Source organism: Rhizobium sp. LjRoot258, from assembly GCF_964254185.1.
Classification (GTDB): Bacteria; Pseudomonadota; Alphaproteobacteria; order Rhizobiales; family Rhizobiaceae; genus Rhizobium.
Window position 1 is genome coordinate 1,264,272 of sequence record NZ_CAXUST020000001.1, and the last position, 23,695, is coordinate 1,287,966.

At 59.5% G+C, this 23,695-nt stretch carries 20 protein-coding genes and 2 tRNA genes; 16 read left to right on the forward strand and 6 right to left on the reverse strand.

Annotated features, from left to right (window positions below; genetic code table 11):
* Window positions 1-34: 34 nt before the first annotated feature.
* Together ACSQ9D_RS06390 and ACSQ9D_RS06395 are read right to left on the reverse strand one after the other, a co-directional pair.
* On the reverse strand, window positions 35-499 hold the full coding sequence (locus ACSQ9D_RS06390) for a hypothetical protein (RefSeq protein ID WP_436281560.1): 465 nt from the start codon (window positions 497-499) through the stop codon (window positions 35-37).
* Window positions 500-720: 221 nt separating this feature from the next.
* Window positions 721-795: transfer RNA gene (locus tag ACSQ9D_RS06395), tRNA-Asn, on the reverse strand.
* A gap of 117 nt (window positions 796-912) precedes the next feature.
* Here ACSQ9D_RS06395 and ACSQ9D_RS06400 point away from each other — a divergent pair.
* The 3 genes from ACSQ9D_RS06400 (at window position 913) to ACSQ9D_RS06410 (ending at window position 1,998) form a co-directional block, all read left to right on the forward strand.
* Window positions 913-1,209 (forward strand): hypothetical protein, encoded by a 297-nt coding sequence (locus tag ACSQ9D_RS06400; RefSeq protein ID WP_436281561.1) that lies wholly within the window; start codon window positions 913-915, stop codon window positions 1,207-1,209.
* 129 nt (window positions 1,210-1,338) lie between these two features.
* The gene (locus ACSQ9D_RS06405; RefSeq protein WP_436281562.1) at window positions 1,339-1,800 is read left to right on the forward strand and encodes a BA14K family protein; all 462 of its coding nucleotides are present in this window, start codon (window positions 1,339-1,341) and stop codon (window positions 1,798-1,800) included.
* A 124-nt stretch (window positions 1,801-1,924) separates the two neighbouring features.
* Window positions 1,925-1,998: transfer RNA gene (locus ACSQ9D_RS06410), tRNA-Cys, on the forward strand.
* Between the two features lie 116 nt (window positions 1,999-2,114).
* Here the strand turns inward: ACSQ9D_RS06410 and ACSQ9D_RS06415 are convergent.
* Window positions 2,115-2,285 carry a hypothetical protein gene (locus ACSQ9D_RS06415; protein ID WP_436281563.1) on the reverse strand — a complete coding sequence of 57 codons (171 nt, stop codon included), beginning with the start codon at window positions 2,283-2,285 and terminating at the stop codon, window positions 2,115-2,117.
* A gap of 100 nt (window positions 2,286-2,385) precedes the next feature.
* Between ACSQ9D_RS06415 and ACSQ9D_RS06420 the strand changes: the two genes are divergently transcribed.
* Window positions 2,386-2,628, forward strand: coding sequence for a hypothetical protein (locus ACSQ9D_RS06420; protein WP_436281564.1), 243 nt, complete (start codon window positions 2,386-2,388; stop codon window positions 2,626-2,628).
* A gap of 1,780 nt (window positions 2,629-4,408) precedes the next feature.
* Entirely contained in the window at window positions 4,409-4,576 is a 168-nt protein-coding gene (locus tag ACSQ9D_RS06425; protein ID WP_436281565.1) for a hypothetical protein, read from the forward strand.
* Window positions 4,577-4,890: 314 nt separating this feature from the next.
* Here the strand turns inward: ACSQ9D_RS06425 and ACSQ9D_RS06430 are convergent, their stop codons facing one another.
* Window positions 4,891-5,037, reverse strand: a complete 147-nt coding sequence (locus ACSQ9D_RS06430; protein WP_436281566.1) for a hypothetical protein — start codon at window positions 5,035-5,037, stop codon at window positions 4,891-4,893.
* 376 nt (window positions 5,038-5,413) lie between these two features.
* On the opposite strand from ACSQ9D_RS06430, the gene ACSQ9D_RS06435 reads away from it, so the two are divergent.
* The 5 genes from ACSQ9D_RS06435 (at window position 5,414) to exoR (ending at window position 13,326) form a co-directional block, all read left to right on the forward strand.
* Entirely contained in the window at window positions 5,414-6,076 is a 663-nt protein-coding gene (locus ACSQ9D_RS06435) for a protein-L-isoaspartate O-methyltransferase family protein (protein ID WP_436281567.1), read from the forward strand.
* Between the two features lie 221 nt (window positions 6,077-6,297).
* Window positions 6,298-7,188 carry a DUF2497 domain-containing protein gene (locus ACSQ9D_RS06440; RefSeq protein ID WP_436281568.1) on the forward strand — a complete coding sequence of 297 codons (891 nt, stop codon included), beginning with the start codon at window positions 6,298-6,300 and terminating at the stop codon, window positions 7,186-7,188.
* 118 nt (window positions 7,189-7,306) lie between these two features.
* Window positions 7,307-10,150 carry a valine--tRNA ligase gene (locus ACSQ9D_RS06445; RefSeq protein WP_436281569.1) on the forward strand — a complete coding sequence of 948 codons (2,844 nt, stop codon included), beginning with the start codon at window positions 7,307-7,309 and terminating at the stop codon, window positions 10,148-10,150.
* Between the two features lie 402 nt (window positions 10,151-10,552).
* On the forward strand, window positions 10,553-11,815 hold the full coding sequence (locus ACSQ9D_RS06450) for an OmpP1/FadL family transporter (protein ID WP_436281570.1): 1,263 nt from the start codon (window positions 10,553-10,555) through the stop codon (window positions 11,813-11,815).
* Between the two features lie 707 nt (window positions 11,816-12,522).
* Complete coding sequence (exoR, locus tag ACSQ9D_RS06455; protein WP_436281571.1) at window positions 12,523-13,326, forward strand: exopolysaccharide production regulator ExoR; 804 nt, start codon at window positions 12,523-12,525, stop codon at window positions 13,324-13,326.
* A 65-nt stretch (window positions 13,327-13,391) separates the two neighbouring features.
* Here exoR and xth read toward each other — a convergent pair whose 3' ends face one another.
* Together xth and erpA are read right to left on the reverse strand one after the other, a co-directional pair.
* Window positions 13,392-14,183 (reverse strand): exodeoxyribonuclease III, encoded by a 792-nt coding sequence (gene xth / locus ACSQ9D_RS06460; RefSeq protein WP_436281572.1) that lies wholly within the window; start codon window positions 14,181-14,183, stop codon window positions 13,392-13,394.
* Window positions 14,184-14,301: 118 nt separating this feature from the next.
* Entirely contained in the window at window positions 14,302-14,634 is a 333-nt protein-coding gene (gene erpA / locus ACSQ9D_RS06465; protein WP_037117680.1) for an iron-sulfur cluster insertion protein ErpA, read from the reverse strand.
* Window positions 14,635-14,847: 213 nt separating this feature from the next.
* Between erpA and ACSQ9D_RS06470 the strand changes: the two genes are divergently transcribed.
* The 6 genes from ACSQ9D_RS06470 (at window position 14,848) to scpB (ending at window position 23,669) form a co-directional block, all read left to right on the forward strand.
* Complete coding sequence (locus tag ACSQ9D_RS06470; protein ID WP_037117681.1) at window positions 14,848-16,065, forward strand: deoxyguanosinetriphosphate triphosphohydrolase; 1,218 nt, start codon at window positions 14,848-14,850, stop codon at window positions 16,063-16,065.
* A gap of 65 nt (window positions 16,066-16,130) precedes the next feature.
* The gene (gene argS / locus ACSQ9D_RS06475; RefSeq protein WP_436281573.1) at window positions 16,131-17,888 is read left to right on the forward strand and encodes an arginine--tRNA ligase; all 1,758 of its coding nucleotides are present in this window, start codon (window positions 16,131-16,133) and stop codon (window positions 17,886-17,888) included.
* Window positions 17,889-17,946: 58 nt separating this feature from the next.
* Window positions 17,947-20,955: an SPOR domain-containing protein gene (locus ACSQ9D_RS06480; RefSeq protein WP_436281574.1), complete on the forward strand. Its 3,009-nt coding sequence runs from the start codon at window positions 17,947-17,949 to the stop codon at window positions 20,953-20,955.
* 108 nt (window positions 20,956-21,063) lie between these two features.
* Entirely contained in the window at window positions 21,064-22,077 is a 1,014-nt protein-coding gene (nagZ, locus tag ACSQ9D_RS06485; protein WP_436281575.1) for a beta-N-acetylhexosaminidase, read from the forward strand.
* A 21-nt stretch (window positions 22,078-22,098) separates the two neighbouring features.
* On the forward strand, window positions 22,099-22,956 hold the full coding sequence (locus ACSQ9D_RS06490; RefSeq protein ID WP_436281576.1) for a segregation and condensation protein A: 858 nt from the start codon (window positions 22,099-22,101) through the stop codon (window positions 22,954-22,956).
* 32 nt (window positions 22,957-22,988) lie between these two features.
* Window positions 22,989-23,669, forward strand: a complete 681-nt coding sequence (gene scpB, locus ACSQ9D_RS06495; RefSeq protein WP_436283777.1) for an SMC-Scp complex subunit ScpB — start codon at window positions 22,989-22,991, stop codon at window positions 23,667-23,669.
* Window positions 23,670-23,695: the final 26 nt, after the last annotated feature.

The following is a 23,695-nucleotide window of genomic DNA, read 5'->3' on the forward strand; positions in this document are numbered from 1 at the left end:
CCTGAATTATGTTGGCGCGCGCCTCCAGCTTGTCCTATAGCGCCCTGAAAGCATCCCTGAGGCGAGGTGAGCAATTGGACAGCGCCAAGTGCTCACCGACATACACTCCCTTCTCTGTGGCCGCCTCTAGGGCGGCAGCGGCAATGTCCTTGTCGCGATCACGCACCCGAAGCGGTTGATCCACCACAATGATACGATCACCATCGAAGCCAAACTGAAAAGCTGCCGGCTTCTGACCGGGAAGCGTTTCAAGCACGTCCTCCGGTTCCATTTGATTAAGGCCGATTTTCAATCCGGCGATAAGGTTTGCCAAACTGAACCTGTCGTCCGATATCTGGAGTAGCTCAATCTGCTGTTCCAGAGCTTTGATATCAGCGGGACGAAGTGAGTCGACCTTGCTTAGGCACCTTCGGACTTCGGCCCTGATAACAGTCAACTGATGGAAGACGCTTTGGTTTGGATCGTATCGTCGCTCCGCCCGGACAAGCCGCTTCTCCATCTCCTCCAGCCGATTGCGAAGTCTCCCTGGCTTCATCGACTGTTTCGCGTCCCGATCATTTTTATCGAAACTAATGGCGGCGCATGGAAAGGCGTAAGCCGATCAGGCCAAACGTCAATTATCCACAGGCTAAGAAAGAATTCAAAAGTGGGGAGGGAAAGTGGGGAAAGAAAACGCCTGCTTTCGGAATATCAACGAAAGCAGGCGTTTAGCTTTAAATCTGGCTCCCCGGGCCGGATTCGAACCGGCGACCTGTCGATTAACAGTCGAATGCTCTACCGCTGAGCTACCAGGGATCACCGCTCGCCGCGGTGTGAGTGGCCTAATACAAACGCTTGCCCGATTTGCCAAGCGGTTTTTTCAAAAAAATGACATCCGCTTGTATTCGACCTGCATAACCCCATCTCCTGTGGATGACTGAAGCACATGATACCACTGGAAAACCAAGCGCCAAGCAATTTGGCATCGACCACACTACGGGCTATCTCATTCTTGGTTCCGTAGGCATCCCGCTTCCGCGGTCGCGCTTTGCCCGGCTGGCAATCGGCGTCCTGCTGATCTTCGGCGGGGTTTTGGGTTTTCTGCCGGTTCTCGGCTTCTGGATGCTTCCGCTGGGGTTCATCCTGTTGTCGCACGATTTGCATCTCGTCCGTCGGATGCGGCGGCGATTCTCCGTCTGGTGGGTGAAGAGGCGTAAATCCAACCCTTGAATCGGTGATCATCCGGTAGCCCAATCGAAAATGCCGAACGGGGCGCGGCCGAGGAACCTCGGACCTCGCCAAGCGTTAATGAGATATGGGTAAGTGTCACAAGCATGCAGGAAATGAGAAGGTGCTGGAATGAAGAAGCTTGCGGTATTGGTGTTGGCAATCGCGACAAGCCTGGCTGGCGTCGGTCCGTCTTTTGCCGAGAATTCAGGCGATGAACATTCGGTTCAGAGCCGCGGTGGGTTCGGAGATTCCGGTGCGAGAAACAGTCGCGGCTTCGACCGTTGCAGCATCTACCGTTGCGGCGGGTACCGCCATGGCCGTTACGGAGATCGCTACTACGGAAATCACTACGGCAACCGCTATTATCGCGACGGCTACTACCGCCACCATGACAGCGATGCTGGTGCGCTGCTCGGCGGTCTTGCAGCCGGAGCAATCATCGGCGGCCTGATTGCTTCGCAGCCGGTTGCTCGACCGGTGGGCAATTCGCACGTCGATTGGTGTTACAGCCGCTACCGGTCGTATCGGGTGTATGACAACACCTATCAGCCGTATTACGGTCCGCGGCGGCAGTGCTACTCTCCCTACTAGTGGTTGACCACAGAAACCGGTGGGATGACGACCTGAAATCCCATCGGTTTTTCAACAACCCCCTTGCACTCGATTTCTATTCATTCTAAATGCCCGCCAACGCTTCGGTCATGAAGCGTCGTGAGGCCTCGTGGCGGAGTGGTGACGCAGAGGACTGCAAATCCTTGTACCCCGGTTCAATTCCGGGCGAGGCCTCCAAATTTCCCTTCACCCACTTGTAAGTATCTGATTTTACCATTGAATTTTTCAGGTGTGGCATTTGGACTTGAACCGTTCCGCCACACCAAACCCAGGTGTGGCAATCCGTTCCCAGTTTAGCCCACCGCTTCATCGGCCGCCGGCAGCAATTTCGAGCCGATTCCATCCCAGTTGATTTTAGCTACTGCCTGCCTTGCGAGGCGTGCCCGGTTCGCATCCAGGGTGTAGATCTTCGACGTTCTCGCGTCCTTCCAGCCGAACATCGCTTCAAGCATATTGTCGGTCACTTCGTCGTACGTCTCGCGATGGAAGCGGTCAACGTGATGAACGTTCCGGACTTCGCCGATGCGATCACCGGCTACTTCAACCGCCGCGAGGCGATGACCATTGCCGACGAGGGAGTGTCGTGAGCGCCTGACAGCGATCGTTACATCCGTTCAGGAGCGCAACGAGCCCACCGAAAACTTCCGCGATGCAATCGATAAGACGCTGGACTCGACGGCCGACGCAATGAGCGGCCGAGACCTGACCGGCATCGATCCCGGTATTGAGGAGCTGACGTCGCTCACCGGCCTATGGCAGCCCGTGAACCTCATCATCCTCGGAGGTGACGTGAAGCAGGGCAAGTAGCTCTCGCCTGGCTGGCGTTTTTCAACATCGCCGAGCATCATCCGATCGCCGGCAACAGCGGTGAGATGCCTCGCGATCAGATCATCCTTCGCGAGAAGGCCCGTCCCCACCCGGAGCCACTCGCCGTCGTCGATGCCGATCATGTCGCCAGTTCGAATTCGCCATTCACGTTGATCTGGTCTGCCATTGAGGCGGCTCCTGTTTAAGTTGCGCCTCGCCTCTCCTCTTTCCAACAGGAGAATACAGGTTCATCATGTCATGGGCTGTCCCTTGACCTTTCAGCGCGTCGCTTGAACAACACGACCTGTTGGGGACATGGGATGCTTACCGCCGCTTAGCTGTTTCAGTAGGTCCGAACCGGGAACTAACACCGATTTATTTTGGATCGGCAGGTTTCGGCGGTCAGGCTTTGTAGGATGCTCAATTTGGAGAGTTCCCATGATACGCTTGCACAAGCCAATCGCAGCTTTCGCTTTTCTCTTGCTCGCCGCAATCAGTTCGTCATGTACACCCGGTGGACCGGGGGCCCGCTCGCTGAACGAGCCTTTGAACCTCGCCTGCGCAGATGGCTTCAAGGCCAAAGGCGACGGCTCATGCAGCTTTTAAGAACCGAGTAGATGCAATATCGCCCGCGGCTGCCCGCCGATCTGAGAGACCACGGCTTCGAGCCGTGGACAGCGGTCAAGCTGGAAGCGTAGCCTGGCAACAATTCGAGGCAACGCCTCAAGACTGAACCAGTAGAAGTTGTTGTTGCCGCCGCGGACCGGGCCAATCCCTGCCGGCGTTGCGTAGCGATTGTTCTCTGCGCCGGTGGTTGCGCATCCTGAAACGAAGGCAGGAACTGTTAGCGTTTGCCGAGCCGATCATTGTACGGGCTCGGAGGCAAAACGCGAGGTTGTCGACGTTCTTCTGGCAAAAGACAGCACGCGATCAGATGACGGATACCTCTACGCGACGTGCGCATATATCCCGCAGTTGCGGCTTGGTGATACGGACGTAACCGCACGGACCTTTGATTGGTCAGGCAGACCAATTTTACGTCTACGTTTTTTGCGCGTAGTTTTTTTCCGCCCAAGTGTGGCAATCGACGCCGCATCTAATTGAAAACGCTCGATTTGCGTATTCCGGGCGAGGCATCCAAATCGTTCTAACTATCGACAAGTTATTGATTTTACGACGGGGTTTCTCCGGGGCTGAAGGTCGCCTGTTCCGCCATACCTATCCGGCCGTGGTGTTCTGCTCCGGTGTTCGGGTCGGGTCGATCGTCGACAACTGGCGTCAAAGCTTCTTGCTGCTTCGATCCTTAAAATATCCAGCGTGACCTCGCCAACCAACCTACTCCAATCGGATTAGGACCTAGGTCCGTCTAGGCCGGCCCTGACGTCAGCGCTATTGTTTCTCTCGCTGGTCTGCCGCGGACGGTGGGGCTTTGAAGGTCGGACCCACTCCCTGATTTAGCGCTTGCCGCCCGCGGCAGACAGGGCGGGGGTATGTCTTCAGTCCCGACAATGCTGGAGGGGGCCGGCCAAAGTGGCTTGTCCCCTCCCGGCTTCTGGTATTGCCATCCCGACTAGGCTTCAGCGGTATGGACAGGACGCTCCCTCCTGCGTCACCAAAGTCACCTTGCCGTGGCATTTGCTCCATCATCATAGTCAGAATCCATACGGCGCTAGCGCTGATGCATGCTTTTCATAGCCAAATCGCCGGATTGTCGAATTTTCGATAGGTCGCTAAGTTTCAGTTCCAGTTCTTAGGAGCGCCTCCGATGCCGGCGACCCAAATGCCGCAACTGATCTTTGCCCTGAGCGTGGCGCGGGAAATGGCGGAGCGCGAGCTACACGCGGAAATGCTTGTCATCCTGATCGATGAGGCTCTGAAAGAGGCGAAGGAAGAAGCGCTGCGCCACGGCATTCTGGTCGACATAGAAGAAGAAACGGAGCTGCAATAGCCCTCGGCGGCAAACCGAATGGCCCCGGCCGCGGCTGTTTCAGGCCCCGGCCGGGTTGTCGACCGGGGAGGGGCTGGGGAGGCTCCGAGATCGACGCCGACAGCCTACAGATCTCGTCCGACGGCCGGAATTGGTGCTTAAAGGTATGTTTCGTCGTTTGTTCTTGCCTAAAAAGAACTTCGTGGCGAATGTCGACTCATCGCCCCACCGAAAAGCTAGGACCCGCTAAGCTTGGGAGTTGCAGTCGCCACAACGGCAAGACAGTCCTATAATTCAATCGCCTGCTAGCGGAGTCGTTCGCCGCAGTTCGGCGTTCAGTTGATCCGTTGCAGTGACGGCATTGGTGACACGCCGCTTGTCGCGACATTCGGGGCGCCGACGTTCACAAAGGGGATAAGGAGTATGATGGCCAGCAGCGCACAGATGAAAAAGCTGCCCAGCACGATCGGTTTGATTGCCATGTCCCGTCCGTCTAATCCCAAGGGAACGACACTATCGGGGTAAAAACTGACAATGGCCTGAAGGCAGGCAGTCAGCGCGTTTCACGATCGAAAAGCCCGCAGCAGAAGATGCCAACCAGTGTTGCGATGATGAAGAAGTCGAACAACGAGAGATATTCGATGATGTTCGGCATGGCCTCCTCCTCCTCCTCTATTCCTCCGGTTGCAATAATATCACAGCGCGCTCCTTTGTTCCATGAAGGATTGCGGTGGGGCCGCCTCGGCGCCGCTCGCACCCCGAATTCTTGCCGCAGCCATTCGTGAAGCCTTGAAAGGCCAGTGTGCTAAGATTAAGAGACGTGCAGACAAAGCCGCTTCTACCGAGCGAGAGGACATAATGAATTTCGAATCAGCACGCGCAAACATGGTCGACAACCAGCTCCGTACGACGGACGTCACCTCGCATTCCGTGCTGACGGCCTTCCTCGCCGTGCCGCGCGAGGATTTCGTTCCTGAGAAGGCGAAGCCGCTTGCCTATATCGATCGTGACGTCGAAATCTGCCCGGCAGCGTCCGGCAAGCCGGCGCGCTATCTGATGCAGCCGTCGCCGCTTGCAAAGCTGCTTCAGCTTGCGGCGGTCACGAAGGATGACGTCGTGCTGGAGATCGGCGCTGGCAGTGGCTACGTATCGGCTCTTTTTTCGCAGCTTGCTGGAACAGTGATCGCGGTCGAAGAGGATGAAACGCTCGCAGCAGAAGCCAGAACCAACCTTGCCGGCTACCCAAACGTGTCGGTCGTCACGGGAGCGCTCAATGCAGGCAACCCGGCCGGTGCTCCTTATGATCTGATTTTCATCAGCGGCTCGATCGAGGAAGTTCCTGCGGCCTTGCTCGCACAGCTTCGTGACGGTGCCCGTCTGGTCACGGTACAGGGTTATGGCGGCTCCGCACGCGCGAAGGTCTTTGTGAGCGAGCGCGGCACGGTTTCCGAAAACGTCTACTTCAACGCCTCCGTCAAGCCGCTTCCGGGCTTCACCAAGGCGCGCGAATTCGTCTTCTGATCCTTGGCGTTCGGTCAGTCATTTTCAGCGGGCGCCTATGGCGCCCGTCTTTCTTTCTGGTCATCGAATTGTCACGCCGCGAAAGACGGTAGAAAGCTGTGCACGGCAGCATTCATTTGATTCCCGATGATTTTTTTCAATCATCGGCTATCCTAAGCTACGGGTGATTCGGATGCCCATTCCACGCAATCCGGTCGTTTTTCGGAATAACGGGGATAGAAATGGCTCAGCCAAGCGTAGCGCGTGAACCGTCCATGGAAGAGATTCTGGCGTCGATCCGCCAGATCATCGAGAGCAATGACCCGGGTGCGGGCAGGGCGCTCTCCGCGTCGCTGCCGGCGGTTTATGGCGCCGATGAGGACGATCGTGATTCGGACATCCATTTGACAGTGGACGAGACCTACGCTGGCGTGGAATTCCCCGAGACGGTCGCCCAGTTCGATCCGCGTTTTGTCGCTGCCAACTCTGCAGGCTCGGCTCCGCTGCCGGAGGCGCAGCCGCGTGCGATGTCTCTCGCCGATGTCGCTGCGCGCGTCCGAGCGGCGTCGGAGCGGAACGCTGCCCAGTTGCAGCGCGAAGTGCCGCCGGCATTTCGGCAGCCGGAAGCAAGAGGCACGGAACAGAGGACCGAAGCGCCGGAAGCTGTTGGCGAGGCGTCGGCTCCTGCGCCGATGGCTTCGCGATCTGCGGAGGCCTCTATGGCTCCCATTTCAGCTCCTGCGCCGAAAATCGTCGCCGTGCGCCCGCCTGTGGAAGTACCATTCGAAATGCCTCAGGTCGTTGCCATGGAGCCACGATCGGCTGTTGCAGAGGCGGCTGAGGTATCCGTTCCCGCTATCGCCGCACCGATGGCGGAGGAGATGCTGCCAAGCCGCATTGAGGATGAGCAGCAGCCAGTATTGCTCTCACATGATGCGGGCCTTCAGGTCGCCCGGTCCTTCGAGGAACTCGCGGCCGCTATCGACGGCGCCGAGCGTCGTTCGCTGGACGAAATCGCGGAAGACATGCTGCGCCCGATGCTGCGCGAATGGCTTGATGACAATCTGCCGACCCTGGTCGAGCGCCTCGTGCGTGAAGAGATCGAACGAGTGGCGCGCGGCCCGCGCCGCTGATCGGAAACGCCTTTCCTCAAAAAGCCGCTCCGGTCTCCGGGGCGGCTTTTTTATTGACTTGCCTGAAGCCATCCTATTTACAACCCGCATCTAAGAACCTCCAGATTTTGGTCCCCAAATGCTCGACAAGACCTACGATTCCGCTGCCGTTGAACCGAAAATCGCTGCAAAATGGGATGAGGCGGACGCCTTCCGCGCGGGCGCCAATGCCAAGCCGGGCGCCGAGACCTTCACCATCGTGATCCCGCCGCCGAACGTGACCGGCTCGCTGCATATGGGGCACGCCCTGAACAACACGCTGCAGGACGTCATGGTCCGCTTCGAGCGCATGCGTGGCAAGGATGTGCTGTGGCAGCCCGGCATGGACCATGCCGGCATCGCCACCCAGATGGTTGTCGAGCGCAAGCTGATGGAACAGCAGCTGCCGGGTCGCCGCGACATGGGGCGCGAAGCCTTCATCGAGAAGGTCTGGGAATGGAAAGCGGAATCGGGCGGCCTCATCTTCAACCAGCTGAAGCGCCTTGGTGCCTCCTGCGACTGGTCGCGCGAGCGTTTTACGATGGACGACGGGCTCTCCGCTGCCGTTCTTGAAGTCTTTGTAACGCTTTACAAGGAAGGGCTAATCTATCGCGACAAGCGCCTCGTCAACTGGGATCCAAAGCTTCTGACGGCGATCTCCGACATCGAGGTCGAGCAGCACGAGGTCAACGGAAACCTCTGGTATTTCCGCTATCCGCTAGAGCCCGGCGTTACTTATCAGCATCCCGTTGCCTTCGACGAAGACGGTAAGCCGACGGAGTGGGAAACGCGCGACTACATCGTTGTCGCCACCACTCGCCCGGAGACGATGCTCGGTGACACCGGCGTTGCCGTCAATCCGAAGGATGAGCGCTACAAGCCGCTGGTCGGCAAGCATGTGATCCTTCCGATCGTCGGCCGCCGCATTCCGATCGTCACTGACGACTATCCGGATCCGACGGCCGGCACCGGGGCTGTCAAGATGACGCCGGCGCATGATTTTAACGACTTCGACGTTGGCAAGCGCACCGGATTGCGCGTCGTCAATGTACTCACGGCCGATGCGCGGATCACGATCAAGGACAATGAGGATTTCCTGGAAGGCATTCCTGATGCGGCAGCGCTGCACGGCGCCTGGGACGAACTCGAAGGCAAGGATCGTTTCGAGGCCCGCAAGATCATCGTGCGCATCTTTGAAGAGGGTGGTCTGCTCGACAAGGTCGAACCACACAAGCACATGGTTCCGCATGGCGACCGTGGCGGTGTTCCGATCGAGCCGCGCCTGACGGAGCAATGGTACGTCGACGCCAAGACGCTCGCAGCACCGGCGATCGCGTCGGTTCGCGAAGGCCGTACCAAGCTCGTTCCGCGCAGCTGGGACAAGACCTATTACGAGTGGATGGAAAACATCCAGCCCTGGTGCGTCTCGCGCCAGCTCTGGTGGGGCCATCAGATCCCGGCCTGGTACGGTCCGGATGGTCAGGTCTTCGTCGAGAAGACGGAAGAAGAAGCCCTGCAGGCGGCGATCCAGCACTATCTCTCCCACGAAGGCCCGATGAAGGCCTATGTCGAAGACCTGCTTGAGAACTTCAAGCCGGGCGAAATCCTGACGCGCGACGAGGATGTTCTCGACACCTGGTTCTCGTCTGCGCTCTGGCCGTTCTCGACGCTCGGTTGGCCCGACAAGACGCCGGAACTGGAACGCTACTACCCGACCAACGTTCTCGTCACCGGCTTCGACATCATCTTCTTCTGGGTCGCCCGCATGATGATGATGGGCCTGCACTTCATGGAGGATGACGACGGCGTTCCGGTCGAGCCGTTCCACACGGTCTATGTTCACGCGCTGGTTCGTGACAAGAATGGCCAGAAGATGTCGAAGTCCAAGGGCAATGTCATCGATCCCCTGGAACTGATCGACGAGTACGGCGCCGACGCACTGCGCTTCACGTTGGCGATCATGGCAGCCCAGGGTCGCGACGTGAAGCTCGATCCGGCCCGCATCGCCGGCTACCGCAATTTCGGCACCAAGCTCTGGAATGCGACGCGCTTTGCCGAGATGAACGGCGCCAAGAGCGATCCGCATTTCGTGCCCGAAGCCGCCGAGTTGACGATCAACCGCTGGATTCTCACGGAACTTGCCCGTACGGAACGTGACGTAACGGAAGCTCTGGAGTCTTACCGCTTCAACGATGCTGCAGGCGCTCTCTACCGCTTCGTCTGGAACCAGGTCTGCGACTGGTATCTCGAACTGCTGAAACCGGTCTTCAACGGCGCGGATGAGGGCGCCAAGAAGGAAGCGCAGGCTTGCGCCGCCTACATCCTCGAAGAGATCTACAAGCTCCTGCATCCCTTCATGCCATTCATGACGGAAGAGCTGTGGGCGCACACTGCAGGCGAGGGCCTCGAGCGCGACACGCTGGTCTGCCATGCCGAATGGCCGGCGCCGTCCTATGCCGACGACGCCGCAGCAGACGAAATCAATTGGCTGATCGATCTCGTTTCGGGCATCCGCTCGGTTCGCGCCGAAATGAACGTGCCACCATCTGCGGTCGCGCCGCTGGTCGTTGTCGGTGCGAATAGCCTGACGCGTGAGCGCCTTGCTCGCCATGATGCAGCCATCAAGCGCCTTGCGCGCGTCGACTTCATCTCGCTTGCCGGAGAGGCGCCGAAGGGGGCGGCGCAGATCGTCGTCTCCGAAGCGACTGTCTGCCTTCCGCTTGGCACGCTGATCGACCTTGCTGCGGAGAAAGCGCGCCTCGAGAAGGCGATCGCCAAGGCCGATGGTGAGATCGCGCGCATTAACGGCAAACTCTCGAACGAGAAGTTCGTCGCCAACGCCAATCCTGAAGTCGTCGCCGCCGAGCGTGATCGCCTGGAGGAACTGCAAGGCCAGATCGCTAGCTTGCGGGTTGCACTGTCGCGTGTATCCGGGGCTGCGTAAAATCAACGCTTAGTAGCATGAAATTTCAAGGCGCCCGATGTCGAATCGGGCGCCTTTTGCTGAACGTCGACGTGGATCTCCGGATTTGGCGTCCGGATTTACCGATATTCCTGAGCCCCACCTTGATTCCACACGTTTTCTTGTGGCCGCTAGCGAAAAACATGAGTGTTGTTTCCCTGTTACAGGAGGCAGCTAATGTGGAATGGTCGACCTCAGCGGTATGGGTAATTTTACCATCCATAGAATTTTGTTCTAAATTGCCGAAATATTGACGTGCCCGTCAATTTTTTACGTAAAACATCCGTTAGCCCAGTTTCCAATCACGCCCGATCACAAAGTTGCCATTTATCGGCATCGCCTGCACAGTCCCGCCATCGCAATTGCCTGAGTGGGGGAGACACATTGGCATCTCGTATGATTTCGGCAGGCGTTCTGCCGCTTGCCCTATTTTCAACGCTGGCTCAGCCGTCCTTCGCGGGTGGCCTTGATCGCAGCGGGTACAATATCGATCTGCTCTTCGATCAGTCGCGTTTTTCAGCGCAAGCGGCCGTGATCTACGTCATGCCGCAGCGCGAGCTGAAGAATGTGAGGGACACGAATACGTCAGTATTGACGGGTGGCGGCAACCTCAACAACAGGTCGCACTCCGCGGATGACACGGCGAACTATGCGATCCCGTATGTCGGCTTCAAGGCTGGATACGAGGATGGGGACTGCCTGTTCGACTACTCCGAGCCGTTTGGCGCGCATACGAACCCGGGCATCAACTGGGCCGGCGCCAACAATAATATTGAAACAAAAATCGAGACGCACAACTACGCCACCACCTGCTCCTACAAGTTTGACGTCGGTCCCGGCCAACTTCGTTTGATTGGCGGCGCCTTCTATCAGGAAGTGGAAGGCTTCAAGGAGCGTCTGGTAAGCACGTTGCCTATAGCAATGGGCACCGGGACAGGCGTCGGTCGCCTGGATCTTGAGGACAATGGCTGGGGATGGCGCGCCGGGCTGGGCTATGAAATTCCAGAGTACGCGGTGCGTGCCAGCTTGGTCTATAACAGCCGTGTAAAGTATGACAGCTTGAGCGGCACTGTGGATCTTACGCAGGTTCCGGTTGTCCCCGGATTTGGCGGACGTGTGACCAGTGTCTTCGGTGAAGCCGAGGCGCCAGACTCACTGGAGCTAAAGGTTCAAAGCGGTATCGCACCCGATTGGCTGGCGTTTGGTTCCGTGAAGTGGACCAACTGGAGTGTTCTCCAGTCGATTCCGCTCTGCCCCGTCTCAACGAAGGGCAGGGCGGCCTGCACGTCGAGCAGCCCGACCAAATTGACGTCTCTTGATTTGCTCTATCGGGATGGCTGGACCATTACGGGTGGCGTCGGTCACAAGTTCAACGAAGAGTGGACGGGCGCCGTCAGTCTGACCTGGGATCGCGGCACCAGCCACGGCTACGGCGCACAGACCGATACTTGGACCGTTGGGCTCGGTGCTGCCTACAACCCCACCGACAACATCGAATGGCGCGTTGCCGGTGCTCTCGGCATCCTGACGAGTGGTTCATCTGGTGTGCTGGTGGAAGATGGCGTCACATACGGAAATGACGTCTCATACGACTTCGGCAACGATCTCGTGGCGGCCGTTTCCACCAGCATCAAGGTCAAATTCTAAACCCCAAAGACAAGCGTCAGAAAAGCCCGGCAGAATTGCCGGGCTTTTCTTTATGTACGGGTCGTTAAGCATGCCGTTTCCACGTCTCATTTTGTGACGATTCAGCAACAGTTTTTTACCAGCATTTGAGTAAGATGATCTCACGGTGAAATTGTCCATTTCCCGCCACAAACTAGGCGCAGCGCTATAGGCGGGCGAGGGAATGACAGGCGTAGGGTGCGCGTAAAAGAGTACGATGAGCGAGTTCGTAACGGGTACGGTCAGGATGGGTGAAGCCTACGGCGAAGATGCCGCTGCCGACGCCATTTTCCTTTTCCCGCAAGGCGATTCCGCCTCAGAACTTCGCTCTGACGTTGCGCTTCCGAACCTTTCTTTCTTCTCGTTTTCAAACCGATCGGCATTATCGGAATCGGCTTCCGGTAACATCGACACAGGTTTGGTCACAATTGGTGATTACCTTTTCTTTGACGGCAGAAAGGCGCATTGCCGGGCCGCGGGAGTGAGGCAGATGGCATCGCGGGCGAGCCGCGCCGGACAGCGGGCGGAGAGTGTCGATGCGCTGGGAATTGAGGCTCTCGCGGGAGGGCGAAAGGCTAGATGCGACGCGGGCAAGCGGGCCTTTGAGCCCACCGCGGGATCGCTCGCCGGGAGGAATGCATCCGCGGATCGAAAGTCCGCACGGGTGGAAGCGAAAGAAACCGAGTGAAATGCTGACGTCCGAGTTCAGACCTTTCAGACTAACGCTCATGGGGCTTTCGATTGCCTGTTGCGCGGCAATTGCATCGCCTGCGAGCGCATTCGACATCAAGTCAGGCGTTTCGAAGGAGTCCGGTCCCTTCGATCTCTTCAAGTTCGGCTTCAAGGCTTATAAGAACGGTCAGAAAGAAGAAGCGGTCGAGGCTTATAAATATGCCGCCGAGAAGGGCCATACGGGCTCGCGCTGGGCGCTTGCGAACATGTATGCCGATGGCGATGGCGTCGCGCAGGATGACTTCGAAGCCTTCAAGATCTATAGCGAAATTGCCCAGCAGGGGGTGGAGCCCGGCTCTGAAGACACTGGCTTCTTCGTCAACGCGCTGCTGTCGCTTGCCAACTATTACAAGCGCGGTATTCCCGGCAGCCCCGTTAAGACCGATCTCAACCAGGCGCGTCAGCTTTATTTCCAGGCTGCTTCCACCTTCGGTGTGCCCGAGGCGCAGTTCCAGCTCGCACAGATGATGCTAGCGGGCGAAGGCGGCAGCACCAGCACGCAGCAGGCAAAGAAGTGGCTCAACCAGGCTCGCAAGAGCGGCCATCCAGGTGCCATGGCCGTCTTCGGCAATATCCTCTTCCAGGAGGGGCAGGCGGCCAACGGGCTCGCGCTGATGACGGCCGCTCTCGATCGCTGCAAGCCGAAGGACTGTGGCTGGATGGAGTCCCTGCAGGAGCAGGCCTTCTCCGTCGCGACCGAAAGCGACCGCCGCTCGGCCGTGGCACTTTCCCACAAGATCGCCGTCAACGGCGCCGACTAGAGAATGCCTCCCGAAAATTAGGAGCCAGCGACAAGCAATCCGATGGATCGCGACGCGCCTTAGGCTCAGGCTGCGAAATCGAAATACGCAACGACAGGCACGTGGTCCGACGGCTTCTCCCAGGCACGGACATGCTTCTCAATTGCCGATGATGTCATGCGGTCTGCAGCCTCGGGCGAAAGCATCAGATGGTCAATGCGAATGCCGTTGTTCTTCTGCCAAGCGCCCGCCTGATAATCCCAGAACGAGTAGAGTTGAACGGCATCCGTCGTCGCGCGCACGGCATCGGTCAATCCAAGGCCTTCAAGTCGACGGAATGCCTGGCGGGTCTGCGGCAGGAACAACGCGTCGTTCTCCCAGACCTTTGGATCGAAGCAGTCGTGCGGCTCCGGGATGACGTTGTAGTCGCCGGCAAGGATCAGGATTTCCTCGTAAGCCAAGCGCTCGGCCGCGAATGTGCGCAGCCGCTCCATCCATGCGAGCTTGTAGGTATATTTCTCGGTCTCGACCGGATTGCCGTTTGGCAGGTAGAGGCAGCAGACGCGCGCGACGCGATTGCCGCGAAGCGAAAAGACGGCTTCCAGGAAGCGGGCCTGCTCGTCAAGCGGGTCGCCTGGCAGCCCGCGGCTCACCTCGTCGGGCTTGGTTTTCGAAAGGATCGCGACACCGTTGAAGCCTTTCTGGCCGTGCGTCTCGACATGATAGCCCATCGCTTCGATTTCGAGCCTGGGAAAACCCTCGTCGATCGTCTTGATCTCCTGCAGGCAGACGATATCGGGATCCGAGTCCTTCAGCCATTGCGTCAGGTTATCGATGCGCGCCTTGACGCCGTTAATGTTCCAGGTCGCGATCTTCATGGGGTGTCCTGTTCCGCTTCGTCGGTCTCTTGTATCGCGCTCCGTCGAGCGCGGACAAGACTATAAACCGGCCGCAAGGGATTCTTCGGCCGGTTCAATGTGGATACCTAAAGAAGGATCAGATCGAGAAGCTTGTGCCGCAGCCGCAGCTTGCAACCGCGTTCGGATTCTTGATCTGGAAGGACTGTCCGAGCAGGCTGTCGACGAAATCGATCTCGGATCCCGCCATATAGACCAGGGAGAGGCTGTCGATTAGCACCTTGGCGTCGTTCTTTTCGACGACGGTATCGTCGTCCTGCGCGCCATCGGCAAGGTCGAACTTGTAGGAAAAGCCCGAACAGCCGCCGCCTTCCACGGAAACACGCAACGCGCTCTTCCCGGGTTCGGTGCCGACGATCGCCGCGATTCGTTTTGCCGCGGCATCGGAAAGGGTTACACTTGCGTCCGTCATGTTTGCTCCTGCCGGGGTCAAGAACCGGAGAGAATAACTGTTCGCCGCTGGTTTCAAGCGACTGATTTCAAAGCTACTTACGCTTCATACCACGAAAGCGCATGTTTGGCTAAAGTGGCAGCGAAAGCGGCTCTTTGCCGTTTATGCTCTCTATAGGTATGAAGAGCGCAAGGCGGCGTCAATGGGCGGCTGCATATCGGGTAACGGTGACGAATGACGATCGACAGGCATGCTTTGGGGTATGGCAACAGCGACAGGGCGGTTTATGCGGCCGATCCCTGGGCGACGCGCGGGAGGCTCTATCCCGAAGAGCTTAGCCCCACCCGTTCCGATTTTCAGCGCGACCGCGACCGCATTGTCCACACGACAGCATTTCGCCGGCTGAAGCACAAGACGCAGGTGTTTATCGCTCAGGATGGCGACCACTATCGCACCCGGTTGACGCACACGATCGAGGTTGCGCAGGTGGCCCGCGCGCTTGCCAGGGCACTGAAGCTGGACGAGGACCTCGCCGAAGGTGTGGCGCTCGTCCATGATTTCGGCCACACGCCCTTCGGCCATACGGGCGAGGATGCGCTGCACGAAATGCTGCTGCCATACGGAGGCTTCGATCACAACGCCCAGTCGCTGCGCATTGTAACCAAGCTGGAGCGCCGCTATGCCGATTTCGATGGCATCAATCTGACGTGGGAAAGCCTGGAAGGGCTCGTCAAGCACAACGGCCCACTCCTGACCAAGGCGGGTGCTGGCACGCGTGGGCCGGTTCCGCAGCCGATCCTGGACTATTGCGAGATCCACGACTTGGAACTGGATACCTATGCAAGCCTCGAGGCGCAGGTCGCCGCGATCGCAGATGATATCGCCTATAACACGCACGACATCGACGATGGGCTTCGCTCCGGCTATCTGACCTTCGACATGTTGGAGGAGATTCCGTTTCTGGCTGGTCTGATGGCGGAGGTGCGGGAACGCTACCCGAACCTCGAGTCCAGCCGCTTTACCCACGAGATCATGCGGCGCCAGATCACCCGTATGGTCGAGGACGTCATTTCCGTCGCGCAACAGGGCCTTGCGGAGATCGAGCCGAAGAACGCAACGGATATTCGCCAGGCCAATCGCGTGATTGCGACATTTTCCGACGACATGTTTGAAACCGACCGGCAGATCAAGGCGATGCTTTTCAAACGCATCTACCGGCATCCGGAAATCATGCGCATCCGCGCCGGCGCAGCGCAGATCGTGACCGATCTCTTCGGGGCCTATATGGCCAATCCGAAGGAGATGCAGAGCCACTATTGGGTGGATCACATCGCCGGCCTTGCCGAAGCCGCGAGGGCGCGCCATGTCGGCGACTATCTGGCGGGGATGACCGACACCTACGCCATCAGCGCCCACAGGCGATTGTTTGACCACACTCCGGATTTGCGATAGGCAGCGGTCGCCCGGCCAAGACCGGACAAATGCCTTGTGGCAGAGCCTATGCATGGAAGAGTGCGATGAACCTTTTTACCGATTTCGACGCCAGGATTAAAACCGCCCTTGAACAGATCGATCTGGTCAAGGAGAAGCGATCCGAGGTGGATTTCGGCCGCATCGCGATCGAGCCGCCGCGCGACCCGAGCCACGGTGATGTTGCGACAAACGCAGCGATGGTGCTGGCAAAGCCGCTCGGCACCAATCCGCGCGCTCTGGCAGAGATCATTACGGCGAAGTTGAAGGAAGACGCCGACGTCGCGGACGTCTCGGTGGCTGGCCCCGGCTTCATCAACATCAAGCTTTCCGTCGGCTACTGGCAGCGCCTGCTTGCCTCGATGATCGAGGCTGGCACGGACTACGGCCGCTCGGTGCTTGGCGCCGGCAAGCGCGTCAACGTCGAGTATGTGTCGGCGAACCCGACCGGTCCCATGCATGTCGGCCATTGCCGTGGCGCCGTCGTCGGCGACGCGCTCGCCAACCTGCTTTCCTTTGCTGGCTTCGATGTCGTCAAGGAGTACTACATCAACGACGCTGGCTCGCAGATCGACGTGCTGGCGCGGTCGGTCTTCCTGCGTTATCGCGAAGCTCTCGGTGAGAAGATCGGAGAGATTCCGCCAGGACTTTATCCGGGCGACTATCTCATTCCTGTCGGTCAGTCACTGGCCCGTGACTACGGCGTCAGGCTGCACAACATGACCGAAGATCAGTGGATGCCGATCGTCAAGGATCGCACGATCGATGCGATGATGGCGATGATCCGCGATGATCTGGACGCGTTGAACGTGCATCACGACGTGTTTTTCTCTGAGCGCACGCTGCACGCCCATGGCGCTGCCGCGATCCGCACCGCGATCAACGATCTGACGTTCAATGGGCATGTCTATAAGGGGACGCTGCCGCCACCGAAGGGCCAGTTGCCCGAGGACTGGGAGGACCGTGAGCAGACGCTGTTCCGCTCAACGGAAGTCGGCGACGATATGGATCGGCCGCTGATCAAGTCGGACGGCTCCTACACCTATTTTGCTGCCGACGTTGCCTACTTCAAGAACAAATTCGACCGTGGCTTCAACGAGATGATCTATGTTCTCGGCGCCGACCACGGCGGCTACGTCAAGCGCCTGGAGGCGGTCGCCCGGGGTGTTTCCGAAGGTAAGGCGAAGCTGACGGTCCTCCTTTGCCAGCTCGTGAAGCTGTTCCGTAATGGCGAGCCGGTGAAGATGTCGAAGCGCTCGGGCGACTTCGTGACCCTCCGCGAAGTCGTCGAAGAGGTCGGCCGCGATTCGGTCCGCTTCATGATGCTATATCGCAAGAGTTCGGAGCCGTTGGACTTCGATTTCGCCAAGGTAACGGAGCAATCGAAGGACAACCCAGTCTTCTACGTGCAGTATGCGCACGCGCGCTGCATGTCTGTTTTCCGACAGGCCAACGAGGTGTTTGCGGACCTTGACGTGACGCCTGCCGAGCTTGCGAAAGCGGCAGCGCGGATCTCGGATCCCGCGGAATTGCAGCTGGTTGCGAAGGCCGCAGAATTTCCCCGGTTGGTCGAGTCTGCGGCGCAGTCACAGGAGCCGCACCGCGTCGTATTTTACCTCTATGACCTCGCAAGTTCTTTCCATGCGCACTGGAATAAAGGCAAGGATCAAGTAGACTTACGATTTATTAACGATAAGAACCGAGAATCGAGTATAGCCAGATTAGGGCTGGTGTACGCCGTTGCGTCGGTTTTGAAGTCGGGACTTGCCATTGCGGGTACCGCTGCGCCGGATGAGATGCGGTAGCGTCACCATTTACCCACAATGCTCTGGCATAAACCTTAGCAGTTGCGAGTGGGATGGTATGGCAGACAAACAGCGGGCGTATGACACGCGTAAGAATACGGACCTCTTTGCCGACGATGACCCTTTGGCGGAACTTGCCCGTATCGTTGGCTTTGAACCGCGGGTAGCAGCGAATACTGTTGAAGACGCACCCCGACAGGAACCAGCATTCAATCTCGAAGATGAGTTGCTGCGCGAATTCGAGCGCTACGACGAGCCGCAGTCCGCAGCGTCCTTCGATCAGCTGCCTGAGCCCGTATTCGAGCAGCCGACTGCCTATCAGGCATCCGTTGGTGAAGCCGGTGTCGCGCCGGCTGCCGAGGCCGAACCTGAATTTGTCATCGAGCCCGAAGTTTCCCCCGAAGTTGCCCCCGAAGGTGCCATTGAGCCGGAGGTTCTTCAGGCGCCGGAAGTGGCTTCCAACTTGACCGCTGCCGCTTGGGCGTCAGGCGCCATCCGTGAGGGTGAACCAATCTCCGGTGGCGCTCGTGATCTGATCGAAGAACTCGAGATGTCGATCGGCGCATCGCCCGCTCCGGCTGCGCCCGTCGTGCCGGTGGCGTCTGCCAAGGCTCCGCAGTGGTCTGCGGCCAGCATCCGGCTGCCGATCGCCAACTTCCATCCGGCGCGCCGCGATGAGCCTTTTGCCCCGGTCCTTCCCGTGGCTGTTCCTGCGCCCGAACCGGCTGCTGCTGCGTCGGAGGGCGTCGCCGCTTTTGAAGTGCCTGTTGCCGCGGGCTTCCCCGCTGAAATCGATCGGCACGAAGAGCCCGAGGTGGTTCACGATGAGCGTGAGGTGCTTCCAGAAGCGCCGGTCGTTGAACCTCTCATCGATCACCGCGCCTTCGATCTTGCTGCTGCCGCCAAGGATGATGGTGCCGTTCAGGCCGATGCTGCGCTGACGGAAGCCGCGCCGACTGAGATCGACGATATTGCCTTCGATATCGATGAACTCCTCGCCGACGTGTCGCATTTCCCCGTTCCGGAGCGCCAGAGCACGCCTGCGGCAGAAGTCGCCGAGATGCCGCGCTCGCCGGAGCCGGTCCGCCTGGCCGCACCTGTCGTGGCTCCGGTGCCGAAGCCGGTCGAGCCGCCTGTGCTCGCCTCCACGGCCAAGGCTGAACCGGAAGGTGATGATCCTTTCGCCGGCCATGACTTCGAACTCGATCTTGAAGGTATCGAGCTGGAATTGGCCGATTTTGACTTTGCTGAGCCAGTGAAGGTGCAGCCGCAAGCGGCCGAACCACCGATGGTTCAGACACAGCCTGTCGAGGCCGTTGGACCGCAGCCGGTCGCCCCAGTGCCCGCTTTCCAGTCGGCACCCGCTCCGGTTGTTGCTGCCGCCCCGGTCCGTCAGGCCCCGGCAGAGGCAGTTTTCGTCGCGAAGGCACCCGCCACGCCCGCATTCTCGGCCGATGCCGGAGACGACCTCCCGTTTGATCCGTCGATGATCTCGGATGCGGAATATCATCCGGAAGCCGTCGAGGAAATGCACGTGCCCGTGCTGCCGCCCGTCGAGCAGCCGGAACCGGTGGTGACCACCTCGGACTTCGATTTCGACGTCGACGCCGAGATCGCCAACCTTCTCGCCCCCGCCCAGCCGGCCGAAACGCCTGCGAAGCCAGTCGTCGAGGAATGGCGGACCCGTGCGCCGATCTCTGTCGCGCCGACCGCTGCGCCAGCCGTGCCTGTCGCCAAGCAGGCTCCGTTGCAGAGCTTGGACGAGTTCGAACGCGCCCTTGAAGAAGACTTCCGACGGAGCGTCAACGAGCCGGTCCACCGCCGCGAGAACGTTTCCCAGGTGCAAATACAGTCGGCAGGTGAAGCCGAGGATATGAGCCGTGCACGCTCGATGAAACGGATGCTGGCTGCCGCTGCAGCGATCGTCGTGTTCGGCGGCGTCGCCTATGCAGGCTACACGTTCCTAGCCCGTGATGGAGGCCTTGGTATTGCCTCCGGCGAGCCCCGCGTGATCACAGCAGACAAGGACCCGGTTAAGGTCGTACCGGAAAATCCGGGCGGCAAGACCGTGCCGAACCAGGACAAGGCTGTTTACGACAGCGTTGGCGGTGCTGCGGCCGAAGCGCCGAAGCAGAAGGCACTGGTGTCGAGCGACGAGCAGCCGGTCGACGTCGTTCAGCGCACGCTGACGCCGGAGACGCTACCTGAGGACAACGACAGCGACATCGCAACGCCACCAATGGCGACACCGGTTGGTGACACCCAGGATCCGCGCCTGCTGCCAAGCCAGGATACGGCCGCTGTCGACGAAGCTGACAATGCAAACCAGGCTCCGTCGGTTTCCGCCCGCAAGGTCCGCACCATGATCGTCCGGCCGGACGGTACATTGGTTGCCCGCGACGAGCCGGCTCCGGAAGCGGCCCCGACGCTGCCGAAGGCTACTCCCGTTCAGACGCAGAAGATCACCGCTGGCTCAAAGCCAGCTGGCGGCACTGCTGCGAATTTCCCGGAATCGGGGCAGGTCGCCTCCGCCGACATTCGTTCGACCCCGGTTGAAGAAACCAAGCCGACAGCCGCGCAGGCTCCCTCGGAAAATGCGCTGGCCAAGGCGGCGGCCGCCACTCCGGCGAACGTCGACCCGCCGGTCCGCGCGGTGAAGAGTTCCACGGTGAGCGACACTGCGCCGGCTCCCGCAGCGCGTCCGGCTGGGACTGAAGCGGTGAAGGCAACTACCGAGGCGCCCGCAGCACCTGCAGCACAGAAGCCGAAGGAGGTTGCCGCTGTTTTGCCGGCTGCAACCCAGGCTCAACCTGCTACGGCCGCTGGTGGCTACGGCGTCCAGATTGCATCGCTTCCTTCCGAGGAAGAGGCGAAGAAGTCCTACGCCAGCCTTTCGAAGAAGTTTGCAAGCGTGCTTAGCGGCCGCAGCTACGAGATTCGCAAGGCCGAGATTGCGGGGAAGGGCACGTTCTACCGCGTTCGTATCCCTGCAGGCTCCAAGGACGAAGCCGCGGCTATCTGCGAAAAGTACCGTGCCGCAGGCGGCAGTTGCCTTATCTCGAAGTAAGCGTCGGCAAGCATTCAATCGAAGCGGCGGGTCTCTGGTCCGCCGCTTTTTTTGTGAATGCCGGTTGACGCGGCTCGTATTTCCGCAGGGCACCTCTATGATTCGGGTATGACCGAATCAAAAGCAATGATCCTTGGCTGTAGCGGCCTTTCTCTTACTCCCGAAGAAAAGGCGTTTTTCAGCGCCGAGCGTCCTTGGGGCTTCATTCTGTTTGGACGCAATATTTCGGAGCCGCAGCAGATCAGCGATCTCGTCGCGGAGTTGCGAGAAGCAGTCGGTTGGCACGCGCCGGTTCTGATCGACCAGGAAGGTGGACGCGTCCAGCGCATCCGACCGCCGATGTTCCAGCACTATCCCTCAGGGCAACAGCTCGGCGATATCTATCGGCAGAACAGAGAAAAAGGTCTCCGCGCCGCCTGGCTGATGTCGCGCTTGCACGCCTTCGATCTTTCGAGCCTTGGGATCAATGTGGACTGCCTCCCGGTCCTGGACGTTCCCGTCGAGGGCAGCAGCAACGTGATCGGCAACCGCGCTTACGGTGACGATCCAATGACAGTCACGGCCATGGGACGTGCCGCAGCCGAGGGTTTGAAAGCGGGCGGTCTTCTCCCGGTGATGAAGCATATGCCGGGCCACGGTCGCGGCTTTGCGGATTCCCATCACGAGCTGCCGGTCGTTGCGGTTTCGCGTGCCGAACTCGAGGCGCATGATTTCCCTCCGTTCATTGCCATGAAGGACGAATTGATGGCGATGACGTGCCATGTGGTCTTTGCAGCCGTCGATTCCGAGCACCCGGCAACCACCTCGCGCAAGGTCATCGCCGGTATTATTCGCGAATACATCGGCTTCAAGGGGCTGTTGCTTTCCGATGATACATCGATGAACGCGCTTGCCGGCACGATCGGAGAGCGCGCCGCCAACATCATTGCTGGCGGATGTGATATCGTGCTTCATTGCAACGGCCACATGGACGAGATGCAGCAGGTTGTCGAAAACGTGCCGGCCTTGCAGGGCCAGTCGCTCTTGCGCGCACAAGCAGTGCTGAAGGGCTTCCCGACGGCTGACAAGGCCGAGGAGGCTTCGATCCGCGCCGAATTCGATGAGATGTTTGCGACTGTCTGATCGCAGAAGGGGCAGGGCAGGGTGGATACGGTCAAAGGCACGGAACGGCTGCAGACGGCAACGCCGATGGACAAGTTGTGGCAGGAGAACGGCGCCGAGCGCGCGAGCTCCGATCCCGCCTTGCTGATCGATGTTGCCGGCTTCGAAGGCCCGCTCGACCTTTTGCTCTATCTCGCCCGCAATCAGAAGGTCGATTTATCCCGCATCTCCGTTCTTGCGCTGGCGGAGCAATATCTGCAGTTCATCGAAAGCGCGAGGCGGATCCGGATCGAGCTGGCAGCCGATTATCTCGTCATGGCCGCCTGGCTTGCCTACCTGAAATCGCGCCTGCTGATCCCGCAGCAGGCCAAGGACGACGGCCCGTCGGGCGAGGAAATGGCGGCAACGCTCGCCTTCCGCCTGAAGCGTCTCGAAGCGATGCGCGAGGCCGCGAGCGGTCTCGTCAACCGGAACCGCCTGGGCCGCGATATCTTTGCTCGTGGTGCGCCGGAGCACATCCCGGACAGGCATCAGTCGGCATATACTGCCAGCCTCTACGATCTGCTGACGGCTTACGCGTCGCTCCGTCAGCGTCAGGCGGTGACGCAGGTGACGATCGCACGTCGCACTGTCTGGTCGTTGACGGATGCCCGCGAGCTTCTGACCCGCATCATCGGCGAGATCAGCGACTGGACAGCATTGGAATCTTACCTCCTGCGTTACATGGCGTCGCCGGAAGACAGAGTGACAGCAATTGCCAGTGCGTTTGCGGCTTCCCTCGAGCTCGTTCGCGAAGGTAAGCTCGAGATCCGGCAGGATGGAGCTTTCCAGCCGCTCTATATGCGCCGAGGCCCCAAACATGGGACGCTGCAGGTCGTCGAACAGGAGCGACCGGCGTGACCGATCTTGAAGACGAGCACATCGATATCGCAATGGTTGAAGAGACGGACGACGACATCCGGGCGGAGGCTGAGGCAGAGCGCATTGCCGAGGCACTGGTCTTCGCATCTGCGCAGCCCGTCTCCGAAGGGTTCATTGCCGATCGCCTGGCGCGCCCGTTCAATGTCCGCGGGATCATGCTGCGCCTGAAGGAGCAGTATGCCCATCGCGGCGTCAATCTCGTGCAGGTGGATGATGCCTGGGCCTTCCGTACGGCGGCAGACCTCTCCTTCGTCATCCGGCGCGACGAGAACGAAGCCAAGAAGCTGTCGCGAGCGGCCCTGGAAGTGTTGGCGATCATTGCATATCACCAGCCGGTGACGCGGGCCGAAATCGAGGATATCAGAGGCGTCCAGACCTCCCGCGGCACGCTCGACGTGCTGATGGAGGCAGGCTGGGTCCGGTTCCGCGGTCGCAGGCGCACGCCGGGTCGTCCCGTTACGCTCGGCACGACGCGTGATTTCCTTGATCATTTCGGCCTGGAAGAACTGCGCGATCTGCCTGGCCTTGAAGAATTGAAAGGCGCAGGACTGCTCTCCGGTCGCGTCCCGGCCAATTTCAATATACCATCACCGACAATGAACGACGAGTTGACCGAGGACGAAGATCCGATCACGCAACTCGACCTTGAAGAGCTCGGTCTGCTTGCCCCTGGTGGTGCGTCCGAAGACTAGGCGGTTCGTCTTGGTTCCGCCACGCA